General features: G+C 61.8%; 10 protein-coding genes. 2 read left to right on the top strand and 8 right to left on the bottom strand.

What is annotated here, in order from left to right; all coding sequences use genetic code 11:
- Positions 1-23: 23 nt before the first annotated feature.
- The 8 genes from PPUTUW4_RS21670 to gap form a co-directional block, all read right to left on the bottom strand.
- The gene (locus PPUTUW4_RS21670; RefSeq protein ID WP_015096583.1) at positions 24-2162 is read right to left on the bottom strand and encodes a methyl-accepting chemotaxis protein; all 2139 of its coding nucleotides are present in this window, start codon (positions 2160-2162) and stop codon (positions 24-26) included.
- Between the two features lie 201 nt (positions 2163-2363).
- Positions 2364-2753: a YbaN family protein gene (locus tag PPUTUW4_RS21665; protein ID WP_015096582.1), complete on the bottom strand. Its 390-nt coding sequence runs from the start codon at positions 2751-2753 to the stop codon at positions 2364-2366.
- A gap of 152 nt (positions 2754-2905) precedes the next feature.
- Positions 2906-3514 (bottom strand): biliverdin-producing heme oxygenase, encoded by a 609-nt coding sequence (locus PPUTUW4_RS21660; RefSeq protein WP_015096581.1) that lies wholly within the window; start codon positions 3512-3514, stop codon positions 2906-2908.
- Between the two features lie 113 nt (positions 3515-3627).
- A complete protein-coding gene (locus PPUTUW4_RS21655; RefSeq protein WP_015096580.1) occupies positions 3628-6192 on the bottom strand; it encodes a TonB-dependent receptor in 2565 nt (854 codons plus the stop codon).
- Positions 6193-6314: 122 nt separating this feature from the next.
- Entirely contained in the window at positions 6315-7280 is a 966-nt protein-coding gene (locus PPUTUW4_RS21650; protein WP_015096579.1) for a FecR domain-containing protein, read from the bottom strand.
- Positions 7281-7401: 121 nt separating this feature from the next.
- The gene (locus PPUTUW4_RS21645) at positions 7402-7920 is read right to left on the bottom strand and encodes a sigma-70 family RNA polymerase sigma factor (protein ID WP_015096578.1); all 519 of its coding nucleotides are present in this window, start codon (positions 7918-7920) and stop codon (positions 7402-7404) included.
- 77 nt (positions 7921-7997) lie between these two features.
- Positions 7998-8462: a methylglyoxal synthase gene (locus PPUTUW4_RS21640; RefSeq protein WP_015096577.1), complete on the bottom strand. Its 465-nt coding sequence runs from the start codon at positions 8460-8462 to the stop codon at positions 7998-8000.
- 149 nt (positions 8463-8611) lie between these two features.
- Positions 8612-9613: a type I glyceraldehyde-3-phosphate dehydrogenase gene (gap, locus tag PPUTUW4_RS21635; protein ID WP_007974423.1), complete on the bottom strand. Its 1002-nt coding sequence runs from the start codon at positions 9611-9613 to the stop codon at positions 8612-8614.
- A 220-nt stretch (positions 9614-9833) separates the two neighbouring features.
- Between gap and edd the strand changes: the two genes are divergently transcribed.
- Entirely contained in the window at positions 9834-11660 is a 1827-nt protein-coding gene (gene edd / locus PPUTUW4_RS21630) for a phosphogluconate dehydratase (protein ID WP_015096576.1), read from the top strand.
- Positions 11657-12616, top strand: coding sequence for a glucokinase (locus PPUTUW4_RS21625; RefSeq protein ID WP_015096575.1), 960 nt, complete (start codon positions 11657-11659; stop codon positions 12614-12616). Before edd ends, PPUTUW4_RS21625 begins: the two co-directional genes overlap by 4 nt.
- Positions 12617-12763 lie beyond the last annotated feature (147 nt).

Here is a 12763-nt window from a genome sequence, read left to right as displayed (position 1 = left end):
CCACAGAGGGATGTGGCGATGGTTTAAACGCGGAACTGATCCATCAATTTCATCTGGTGTGTGGTCAGGGTGTTGAGCTGGCTGCTGATCTGCGCCGACTCGGTGGCCTGGCCGGTCAGGGTTTCGGTGACGGTGCGGATCGCCGAGACATTGCGGTTGACCTCTTCGGCGACGGCGCTTTGCTGCTCGGCGGCGCTGGCGATTTGCAGGTTCATGTCGCTGATCACGGTGACCGCGTCGCTGATTTTGCTCAGGGCCTGGACCGCCTGCTGGATCTGCCCGGCGTTGCTGTGGGCCTGGGTCTGGCTCGAGTGCATGGTGGCGACCACACCACGGGTACCGGACTGGATGCGTTCGATCACCAGGCGAATTTCCTCCACCGAATCCTGGGTGCGTTTGGCCAGGTTGCGCACTTCATCGGCGACCACCGCAAAGCCGCGACCGCTTTCGCCGGCACGGGCCGCTTCAATCGCCGCGTTGAGGGCTAGCAGGTTGGTTTGTTCGGCGATGCTGCGGATCACTTCCAGCACCGAGCCGATCTGTTCGCTGTTCACCGCCAGGGCTTCGACTTCGGTCACGGCCTTGCTGACTTCGTCGGCCAGTTGATTGATGTCGCGGGTGCTGCGCTCGATGATGGACATGCCGTCGCGGGCCGACTGGTCGGCACCCTTGGCGGCGTTGGCCGCGTTCGAGGCGCTGTTGGCGACATCGTGGGCAGTGGCGCTCATTTCGTTGGACGCGGTGGCGACCTGGTCGATTTCGCGGAACTGCACCTGCATGCCTTCACTGGTCTGGCGGGCGATTTCCGAAGACTGATCGGCCGTGCCGCGGGCATCGGTGATGCTTTGCTTGATCTGCGCAATGGTCGGCTGCAGCTTGTCGAGGAAGCGGTTGAACCAGCTCACCAGTTCGCCCAGTTCGTCCTGCTTGCTGTAGTGCAGGCGCTGGGTCAGGTCACCGTCGCCACTGGCAATCGCCTTGAGCATTTGCGCCACGCTGTTGATCGGTCGGGTCACGCCGGACGCGGTGAGCCGCATCAGCAGCAGGCCGATCACACCGGCAATCACCGCCACCGACAAGGCCTTGATCGTGCCGCTTTGCTGGGCATCGTCGAGTACCGCTTGCAGCTTCACCGAGTCGGCCAGCAGCACTTGTTTGGGCAAGTCGATCACCACGGCCCAGGCCTTGGCATCGGCAATCGGGCTGACCGGGTACACCGCGCGGATCAGGTCGCCTTGCTGGAGAATCTTCGGTGCACCGCTGCCAAGCAGTTGCAGGATGTCCTTGCCGTCGGCACCCAGGGTGTCGCCGATGCTCTTGCCGACTTTTGCTGCATCGACGCTGTAGGCGGCCAGCACGCCAGTACCGGAGACGATCAGCATGTGCCCGGCGCTGTTGAACAGTTCACGCTGAGAGTCGACCGCCGCCGCTTGCAGGGCGTCGAGGGCGATGTCGATACCGACCACACCGATGGACTTGCCGTCCACCAGCAGCGGTACGGAAATGGTGGTCATCAACACCTCCTTGCCGCCGACAGTATCGGCGTAGGGGTCGAGCAGGCAGATGCGCTTGCTGTCCCGAGGGCAGGTGTACCAGACGTTGTACGGCGTGCCGCTGAGGTTCAGGGTGGTTTTGGTCATGTCCTCTTCGACCATGATCGTGTTCAGCGACTCACCCCCGGCACGGCTCCAGTAGGTGGCGAAACGCCCGATCTCGTTGGATTGACGGGCGGCGTCGTTGGCGAATTCGCTGTCCTTGCCGTCCAGGCCGTTGGGTTCGAATGCCAGCCAGATGCCCAGCACTTTGCCGTTGCGTTCGAAGGCGGTTTTCAGGCTCTGGTTCAACTCTTCACGCAAGGCGCCGGGCTCGAGCGAACGCTTGGCGGCCAGGTTGCGCATGTCCTGGATCTGGTCCGCCAGGGCGCTCACCACCGTCAGGGTTTCACCGAACGTCTTCTGCACCCGCACCGCCTGCTCGGCGGCCTTGGCCTGCAGCAGGTCCTGCACACTGGCGGTGAGCATTCTGCTGCTGGAATCGCTGACCAGATCATCGTTCTGATTGGTCTGGTAGATGTTCATGCCCACTATCAGGGCGACTACCCCCAGCAGGCACAGACCGGACAGCAGGACGATTTTCAGGCGGATGGACAGTGAGTCGAACATAGGGCGAACTCGCGAATGGATGAAGTGTTGGCTGTGAGCCGTTGCGGCTCACTCGCTAAATCCATTTAGCGCCGATCAATGCACATCGGCGTGAAGGCCAGGTTACATGAATGGGCTGCCGACGAACGGTAGTGGTTGAACGTTTGCGCAGAAAAATGTGCCGAAAACGGGTGTAAAAAGAGGAAAAAACGCGGGGCGAGTTCAGGAGGGTTGCGGCAGCGATTCCGGTCGTGACCAGATCCACAGGTTGCCCAGCCCCATCCCGGCAATCGCCAGGTAGATCGGCCAGCCGTGATCGAGCATCACCAACATGAGACCGGCGCATAACAGCATGCTGACGGTGGCGCTGACCTTGGCGCGGCGTGCGATGACTTTGCCGTTGCGCCAGTTATGGAGGATGGGGCCGAACAGCCGGTGGTTTTCCAGCCAGGCACTCAGGCGCGGCGAACTGCGGGTCGCGGCCCAGGCGGCCAGCAGGATGAACTCGGTGGTCGGCAGGCCGGGAATGACGATCGCGATCAGGCCGATGCCCAGGCTGACATAGGCCAGCAGGCCGAAGAGGAGGCGGGAGAGTTTTGAAGAGGTGGGCATGGGCTCAAGGCAGCATGTGAGGCGAATCGAAATCTTGCAGACTTGCTTCGTCCAATGTGGGAGCGAGCCTGCTCGCGAAAGCTGAGTATCAGTCGACATAAATGTTGAATGTCAGACCGCTTTCGCGAGCAGGCTCGCTCCCACAGGGGGTATCAGGCGACTTCTGGGGCGGTGGCGTAAGCCTGCTCCAGCAACACGGTGAAGCGGTTGAACGCGTCGAGGGCGCCTTTTTCTACTTCGGCTTCTTCCTGGGCGCTGAACTCAAGGCCGTCCAGGGTTTTGACGAAGCGCTTCCAGCCTTCCGCGCGGCCGCCGGCCGGTTCGCCGAGGTGACGGGCACCGAAGGTTTCGCTCAGGCCAAGGCCCACGGCACGCTTGATCAGGAACGCTGCGCCGAGCTTCGAACCTTCGGAGACGAAGATCCAGCCCAGGGCCTCGGCCTTGGTCGGGTGCTTCAGGGCACCGGCGACAGATGCCGGTACGTCGGTGTCCAGGTCTGCCAGATCCGCCTTGGCCGCATCGGCGCGGCAGCGGGCCGGCAGGTCCGGGACGATGGCGGTCAGTTCGACATCGTTGTACAGCGACACCAGTTCCGACTGGAACAGGTACTGCGCCACCACGAAGCGGGCGAAACTGGCCTGGGTTTCAAACGGGGAGTGGGCCTTGACCAGGGCATCGAGCTTGCTGTGCGGCTCGTGGGTGATCTGGTTCAAACGCTGCGAACGCAAGTTGGGGCGTTGTTCGGTGGCCTGGGGAGTCATGGCAATTCCTTGAAAAAGAAGAGGCGCTTGGTAACGAGACGAACAGGAGGGCGCCTGACAGTAAAAAATCCTCGCCGGGCGGCTTGTTTAAAGCGCCCGGCGGGATGAGCGGATCAGATATCCCAGATCAGGTTGACCGCGAAGTTGCGACCCGGCTGGGTCAGGCGATCGAGGTTGGCCGGTTGGGTCACAGAGGCTTCGCCGACACTGTCGTAACCGCGCACGTCATCCCACAGCCAGTACTTCTTGTCGGTCAGGTTGTAGACGCCGCCGCTGACGGTCACGTCGTCGGTCACCTTGTAGAACGCGCTCAGGTCCAGAATGCCGAAGCCCGGGGTCTTGAACTGGGTGCTGGTGCCGTCCGGGGTCTTGAAGGTGCTGCTGTCGACGCGGTCCTTCTTCTTCACCAGTGTCCAGTTGAGCACACCGCCATAGGTGTCCTGCTCGTAGCCGAGGCCGAACACACCGGTCAGCGGGTTGACGCTGTTGAGCGGCTCGCCGCTGTCGTCGTTGCGACCGTAGGCATAGGCCACCGAGCCCTGGGTGTACAGGCCTTGCGGCGCGCCGAAGGCGTCGAGGTTCAGGCGTCCCTTGACCTCGGCACCCTTGATGGTGGCGTGCTTGATGTTGTTACTCTGGAACGTGGTCTCGGTGTAGCCGGGAGTGATGGCGTTCTCGTCGATGAAGTCGCGGTATTTGTTGTAGAACACGGCTACGTCAAACGAGCCCTGCTCGAAGTTGCCGCGCAAACCCGTCTCGTAGCTTTTGCTCTTTTCCGGTTCGAGGTCCGGATTAGGCGCGACCCGATAGCCGCCGGCGAGGTTTTCGAAACGGCCATACAACGCCTTGGCGGTCGGGGTGCGGAAGCCTTCGGCGTACTGGCCGTACCAGGTGTAGTTATCGTTGAAGCTGTAGGTGGTGCCGAACTTCGGCGACAGGCGATGCCAGGTCTTGGTCTCATCGCTCACCGTGCCGTTGCCGCTCTGGTCGGCGGTGGCCAGGAACTCTTCGGTGATGTGCGGCTTGAGTTGGGTGTAGTCGTAGCGTGCACCGGGTACGAAGGTCCAGTTGCCCCAACCGATCTGATCCTGGGCGAACAGGCTGTAGCTGTTGACGGTCGGGTCCGGGAAGTCACTGGCCGGTGTCAGCGTGTCGGTGGCGCTGGGGGCGCCGATGACCCGGCAGGCGCCGGCCACGGTCAGGCAAGTGCCGGTACCGGTACGCAGGCCGGTGATTTTGTCCTGCTTGATGGTGGTGCCATAGGTGACGAGGTGTTCGGTGTCGGCAATGGCAAACGACTTGTCGACCTGGGCATCGAATACCCATTGGCGATCCTTGTAAGTGGTATCGCGGTTACGCAGTACGGTCCGCGACGGCGCATAGATTTCTTCGGTGCTCTGGTCGGTCTTGGCGATCTGGTAGTTCAGCGTCCACTTGATGTTGTCAGCCAGTGCACTGTCCAGGCCGAAGCTGTGTTCCAGGCCAAAGCGTTCACGGGTGATCGTGTCGTTGCCGGTGCGGGACTTGTAGAAGCCGAAGCCGCGTCCGGCATTGAACGGGCCGCCCACCGCGCTCAATTGATTGGTGTCGCGGTCGTCCTTGTAGTGCTCGTAGGTCAGGCCCAGGCGCGCGTCGTCGGCGTAATCCCAGCCCAGTTTTGCCAGCACGCTGGTGGTGCGAGCGTCCTGGGGGTTGGCTTCAGTACGGTTCAGGCCAGTGCCGCCGGTTTCGCCATAGGACTCTGTTTCATGACCGTTGCGTTGACTGAAGTGCAACAGGCCATCGAACTCGCCGCTGCGGCCGGCGACGGTACCGGACGTCAGCCAGCTTTCATCGGCGGAGCTGTAGCCGGTTTTCAGGCGTGCACCGACATCCTTGCCCGGTTTGATGATGTCGTCCGGGTCCAGCGTGTAGTAGCTCACAGCACCGCCAATGGCGTTGCTGCCATACAGCACCGACGCCGGGCCCCGGAGAATTTCCACGCGCTTGACGATTTCCGGGTCGACATAATTGCGGTTGGTCTGGGCATACGGGCCGTTGAAGAAACCGTCGGGCACCTGCACCCCGTCGACCTGGGTCAGCACGCGGTCGCCATCGATGCCGCGAATGTTGTAGCCGGTGATGCCGGCGCGCTGGCCTGCGCCGCCTACCGAAACACCGGGTTCGTAGCGCACCAGTTCCTTGATGGTATTGACGTTGTTGCGGTCCAGATCTTCGCGCGTGTAGACAGAGACGGTGCTCGGTACGCTGTTCACATCCTGCTCGTTACGGGTGGCGCTGATGGTGACCTGATCCAGATTGAGGGCACTGCTGCCACTGCGCTTTTCCAGCACGATGCTGTTATTGCCCAGTTTGCGATAGCTCAGGTTGGTCCCCACCAACAGGCGATCCAGGGCTTTCTCCGGCGACAGCGAACCACGGACGCCCGGCGAAGCCACACCTTGCGCCAGCTCCGACGACACGCCGACCTGCCAGCCGGTCACTGCGGTAAAGGCATTGAGTGCCGATACCAGAGACTGTTGGGGAATGGCGAAGGCGTAGTCGCCCATTTTGCGAGTCGACGGCTCGGTGGCGGTGGCGGCCATGAGCGGTGCGGCACCGGCCATCAGGATGGCAGCGGTCAGCAGCGACAGCATGCGCGAAGGTGAGGTGTCTGGGCGGGTGAGGCGAGAGGACATCGATAGCGCTCCGTGTCGCACGAATCTTTATAGGTGCTGATTGGCATGGTTAGATGCGAATCAATTGCATTGGCTATAACGAGACGTACAGGGTTTGGCTATCGAGTAAAAATAATTCTCATTCAGTTCAAGATGACCAGCGCCGGGAATTCCTGGAGCCGTGCCGAGGTGATGTGGGCCAGGGAGCGAACCACATCCAGTGGCTGATCGAGGCGGTAGTTGCCGGTCACGGCGACATCGGCCAACTGTTCGTTGTTGTTGATGATCCAGCCCGGGTAGTAGCGACGAAGCTCCGCCAGCACCTGGTTCAACGGGCAGTTTTCAAACACCAGTCGCCCCTGGACCCACGCCAGGTCGGTGGCGGCATCCAGTTTGGCCGGGCGGTCGAAGCCGTTGGGGCCGATGCGAATGCTTTCCCCGGCGGACAAGCGCACCCGCGCATCGTCACGGGTGGCGCGCAAGTCGACATCCCCGCGCTGCACCCGCACCTGTGCCACGCCGTCGAGGTAGCGCACGGCAAACGCGGTATCGCGAACGCTGGCGGTGACCGGGCCGGCGTCGATTTCCAGTGGCTGGTTGCGGTTGGCCTGCACTTCGAAAAACGCTTCACCCTGATACAGGCGGGCAACGCGTCGTTGGTCGTTGATGGTGCTTGAGAACGCCGAATTGGTATTGAGCAGGACTTTGGAGCCGTCCTCCAGTTGCAGACGCTGGCGCTCGCCGACCACGGTCAGGTGATCGGCCTGCAGGCGCATCGGCAAATTGCTGAAATTGAACAGGCCGAGCAGCAGCACGGCGGCGGTGGCCAGCGGTTTCCAGTGCGGACGCAGGCGGGCGAGGACCGTGACTTTCGCGGGACGGTCGGCCAGGCTTTGCGCGCATTGCGCCACGTGCGGGCCGTCCCAGATCGCCTGGGCCTTGGCGAACGCCTGGGCATTCAACGGATCGGCGTCAAGCCACGCCTGGAATTGTCGGGTCTGCTCCTCGTCTTGACTGCCGAGCACGATCAGCCAGTCCAGGGCCTGGTCCATCGCACTTGCGGGATCCTGCGCCAGATAAGGCTCAGGGGAGCGGTGGTTGTCCGTCACGGTGTTTCCTCGGCAGTGTCTGTGCACGGCTGTTTTTTTAGTGAAGCGTTAAAAGTGGGCCAAGGGTAGCAAAGCCCGATGATCAGCGCAGTCGGCCCAGGTAAGCGGGAGGTCCTGATGCTCAGTTGGCGCCCATGCGATCGGCGACACCGATGCAGATCGACATGATCAATTTGAGTTCTTTCTGCACGGTGCTGAGGGATACGTTCAGCTCGTCGGCGATCTCCTGGTAGCTATGCCCGTGCAGGCGGCTGAGGATGAAAATCCGCTGTTGGCGGGCGCTGAGTTCACTGAGGCTCACGTTCAGGCGCTCCAGCAATTGTTCGGCGTGGGCGGCGTCTTCGGCGCTGCTGGTGGGGGCGGCGACGCTCTGCACCACCTCCTGCGGTACGTCGTCGACCATGGTGCGCGAATGGATGCGCCGCGCGCGCAAATGGTCCAGCGCCAGGTTGCGCGCCGTCTGGAAGACAAAGGGCTCAAGATGATCGATGGCCCGTTCGCTCAATGCACGGGTCACCCGCAGGTAGGTTTCCTGCAAGAGGTCTTCAGCGGTGCTGTGATTGTTGACCATCCGCTCCAGCGTGCGCAGCAGGGAGGTGCGCTGGGCGAGGAAAACGTGGTTGAAGCGCGACTGACTCACGGGAGAACCTGATCCATTTCGAGCTAATGATAATGCTTATCATTAGCTCGAGTGGTCAAGTACTGATTTGTGAAGCTTTACGCGCGCCCCTGCAAATAGCTCGCGTAATCGGGAATCCGATGGGTATGCGCCTGATCCATCAACGGGCTGCCGAGCAGGTAGTCGGCGCTGCATTCGTTGCACGCCACCGGGATGTTCCACACCGCTGCGACCCGCAGCAATGCCTTGATATCCGGGTCGTGGGGTTGTGGCTCGAACGGGTCCCAGAAGAACACCAGCATGTCGACCCGCTGCTCGGCGATTTGCGCACCGAGCTGTTGATCGCCACCCAGCGGACCACTGATCATGCTTTCCACGGGCAGGTCGAGGCGTTGTTGCAACAACAACCCCGTGGTGCCGGTGGCGACCAGATCATGCCGGGCCAGTCCGTCTTTCTGCCGTTCGGCCCAGTCCAGCAAGAACGCCTTGCAGTGGTCATGGGCGACCAGGGCAATACGTTTGCGCGCTGCCATGGTCTTTTGCGTAAAGCTGATGCCGATCATCGATTGTTACTCCAGACATGACACGCACCTTGTAGGAGCGAGCCTGCTCGCGATGGACTGTAGAGCACCGCGGGGCATCAGGTTCCCCGCGTTATCGTTAACGACCATCGCGAGCAGGCTCGCTCCTACAAGACCGGGGGACGTGCTGCTTATTCTGCGTTGCACAGCGCCAGGCAGTTATCGAGCATGCGGTTGGAGAAGCCCCACTCGTTGTCGTACCAGGCCAACACCTTGAGCAGTTTGCCGCTGGATTTGGTGTGGTTGGCGTCGAAGATCGACGACAGGGGATTGTGGTTGAAGTCGCTGGAGACCAGCGGCAGGGTGTTGTACCCAAGGATTTTCGAGTGCTGGCTGGCCTCTTTCATCAACGCATTGACCTCATCGGCCGACGCTTCACGCTTGAGCTGCACGGTCAGGTCCACCAGCGACACATTGATCACCGGGACGCGCACCGACATGCCGGTCAATTTGCCCGCCAGTTCCGGCAGCACCAGGCCCACCGCTTCAGCAGCACCGGTCTTGCTCGGGATCATGTTCTGGGTGGCCGAACGGGCGCGGTACGGATCGACGTGATAGACGTCAGTCAGGTGCTGGTCGTTGGTGTAGGCATGAATGGTGGTCATCAGACCGCTTTCGATGCCCAGCTCGCGGTGCAGTACCTGGGCCACCGGGGCCAGGCAGTTGGTGGTGCACGATGCATTGGAGATGATCTGGTGCGATTGGCGCAGAATGTCGTGGTTGACCCCGTAAACGACGGTGGCATCGGCGCCTTTGGCCGGGGCCGAGATAATCACTTTGCGCGCGCCGGCCGTAATATGCGCGGCGGCTTTGGCCCGGTCGGTGAACAGGCCGGTGCATTCGAACACCACATCAATCTTTTCCGCAGCCCAGGGCAGATCGGCCGGGTTGCGGATGGCACTGACCGAAATGCGGTCGCCATTGACCGTCAGGCTCTCCTGGTCGTGCTGGACATCGGCATCGAACGTGCCGTGAACGGTGTCGTACTTGAGTAGATGAGCATTGATCGCGCTGTCGCCCAGGTCGTTGATGGCGACGATCTGCAGATCCTGACGGTAGCCCTGGGTATAGAGTGCGCGCAGGACATTACGGCCGATGCGGCCAAAACCATTGATTGCGATTCGAAGAGTCATAGTGCAGCGCTACCGTCGTTTTGTTGTTGGAATTACAAGATTATTCGCAAAAAAATAGAAAACAAGCCTTTTTAATGGCAATATTTTGTTCAATCTACAACGAGTGACCTGAATCAACTGGTCCAACCGATCAAGAAAACCGTCTGTCATCCCATCGACACCGGCCTTTGATCAGCATAGACAATCAGGTCGCCACATCCGTTAGCCTGGAGTTCTACACATGCATCCCCGCGTCCTTGAGGTCACCGAACGGCTTATCGCCCGCAGTCGCGCCACGCGTGAGGCTTACCTTGCATTGATTCGCGGTGCGGCCAGCGACGGGCCGATGCGCGGCAAGCTGCAATGCGCCAACTTCGCCCATGGCGTGGCCGGTTGCGGCAGCGACGACAAGAACAGCCTGCGAATGATGAACGCCGCGAACATTGCGATTGTTTCGTCATATAACGACATGCTCTCGGCGCACCAGCCTTACGAAGTCTTTCCCGAACTGATCAAAAAGGCCCTGCGCGAGATCGGTTCCGTCGGCCAGTTCGCCGGTGGCACACCGGCCATGTGCGATGGCGTGACCCAGGGCGAGCCGGGCATGGAGCTGAGCCTGCCGAGCCGCGAAGTGATCGCGCTGTCCACCGCCGTGGCGCTGTCCCACAACATGTTCGACGGCGCGCTGCTGCTCGGCATCTGCGACAAGATCGTGCCGGGCCTGATGATGGGCGCGCTGCGCTTCGGCCATCTGCCAATGATCTTCGTGCCGGGCGGACCGATGGTCTCGGGCATTTCCAACAAGCAGAAAGCCGACGTGCGGCAGAAATACGCCGAAGGCAAGGCGACCCGCGAGGAGCTGCTGGAATCGGAGATGAAGTCCTACCACAGCCCTGGCACCTGCACCTTCTACGGCACCGCCAACACCAACCAGTTGCTGATGGAAGTCATGGGCCTGCACTTGCCGGGCGCGTCCTTCGTCAACCCGAACACGCCGCTGCGTGACGCCCTGACCCGCGAAGCCGCGCATCAGGTCACGCGCCTGACCAAGCAGAACGGCGACTTCATGCCGATCGGCGAAATCGTCGACGAGCGTTCGCTGGTCAACTCGATTGTCGCGCTGCACGCCACCGGCGGCTCGACCAACCACACCCTGCACATGCCGGCCATCGCCATGGCGGCGGGCATTCAACTGACCTGGCAGGACATGGCCGATCTCTCCGAAGTCGTGCCGACCCTGAGCCACGTCTACCCGAACGGCAAGGCCGACATCAACCACTTCCAGGCCGCGGGCGGCATGTCGTTCCTGATCCGCGAACTGCTGGAGGCCGGGCTGCTCCACGAAAACGTCAACACCGTGATGGGCCATGGCCTGAGCCGCTATACCCAGGAGCCGTTCCTCGACAACGGCGAGCTGGTGTGGCGCGAAGGCGTGACCGACAGCCTCGACGAAACCATCCTGCGGCCGGTGGCCCGCGCGTTCTCGGCCGAAGGTGGCCTGCGGGTGATGGAAGGCAACCTCGGTCGCGGGGTGATGAAAGTCTCCGCCGTCGCCGTGGAAAACCAGATCGTCGAAGCGCCGGCCATGGTGTTTCAGGATCAGCAGGACCTGGCCGATGCGTTCAAGGCCGGCTTGCTGGAGAAGGATTTTGTCGCGGTGATGCGCTTCCAGGGGCCGCGCTCCAACGGCATGCCCGAGCTGCACAAGATGACGCCGTTCCTCGGCGTGTTGCAGGACCGCGGCTTCAAGGTGGCGCTGGTGACTGACGGACGCATGTCCGGCGCGTCGGGGAAAATTCCGGCGGCCATTCACGTCAGCCCCGAAGCTTATGTCGGCGGCGCTTTGGCGCGGGTGCAAGAGGGCGATATCATCCGCGTCGATGGCGTCAAAGGCACCCTGGAGCTTAAGGTGGACGCCGAAGAATTCGCAGCGCGCACGCCGGCCAAGGGCCTGTTGGGCAACAACATCGGCACCGGTCGCGAACTGTTTGGTTTCATGCGCATGGCCTTCAGCTCGGCGGAGCAGGGCGCCAGCGCCTTTACTTCTGCCCTGGAGACGCTTAATTGAAACTGGCTTTGGTCGGTGACATCGGTGGGACCAACGCACGTTTCGCGTTGTGGAAAAACCAGCAGCTGGAATCGGTCCAGGTGCTGGCAACGGCGGATTTCCCCAGCCCGGAAGAGGCGATCAGCCTCTACCTCAACGGTCTGGGGCTGGCGCGGGGTTCGATCGGTTCGGTGTGCCTGTCGGTGGCCGGTCCCGTCAGTGGTGATGAGTTCAAGTTCACCAACAATCACTGGCGTCTGAGCCGCAAGGGTTTCTGCCAGACCTTGCAGGTGGATCGACTGTTGCTGGTCAACGACTTCTCGGCCATGGCCCTGGGCATGACCCGTTTGCAGCCCGGCGAATTCCGCGTGGTCTGCGAAGGCACGCCGGAGCCATTGCGCCCGGCCGTGGTGATTGGCCCGGGCACAGGCCTGGGCGTCGGCACCTTGCTGGATCTGGGCGAGGGCCGGTTTGCTGCGTTGCCAGGGGAGGGCGGTCACGTCGACTTGCCTTTGAGCAGCCCGCGTGAAACCCAACTCTGGCAGCACATCTTCAACGAGATCGGCCATGTCAGTGCTGAAACCGCGTTGAGCGGCGGCGGCTTGCCCCGCGTCTACCGGGCGATCTGTGCGGTGGACGGACACACGCCGGTGCTCGACACGCCGGAAGCCATCACCGCCGCCGGGCTGGCGGGCGACCCGATTGCCGTGGAAGTGCTTGAGCAATTCTGCTGCTGGCTCGGTCGCGTGGCGGGCAACAACGTGCTGACCAGCGGTGGGCGCGGTGGCGTGTACATCGTTGGCGGAGTGATTCCACGGTTTGCCGATTTCTTCCTCGAAAGCGGTTTCGCCCGCTGCTTCGCCGACAAGGGTTGCATGAGCGATTACTTCAAGGGAATTCCGGTGTGGCTGGTGACGGCGCCGTATTCGGGCTTGATGGGTGCGGGTGTGGCCTTGGAACAATCAAACCCAGCTTGAAACCCGATTACCTGTAGGAGCGAGCCTGCTCGCGATGGACGTCAACGATAACGCGGGCATTCTGAATGCACGCGGTGCCTTCAAGTCCATCGCGAGCAGGCTCGCTCCTACAGTGGTTTTGTGGTGTTTGTAAAAATGGTGCATCAG

Origin of the sequence: Pseudomonas sp. UW4 (assembly GCF_000316175.1) — a bacterium.
GTDB lineage: Bacteria > Pseudomonadota > Gammaproteobacteria > Pseudomonadales > Pseudomonadaceae > Aquipseudomonas > Aquipseudomonas laurylsulfatiphila.
Note: the sequence above shows the minus strand (reverse complement) of the source record. Positions and strands in the feature narration are given on the sequence as shown.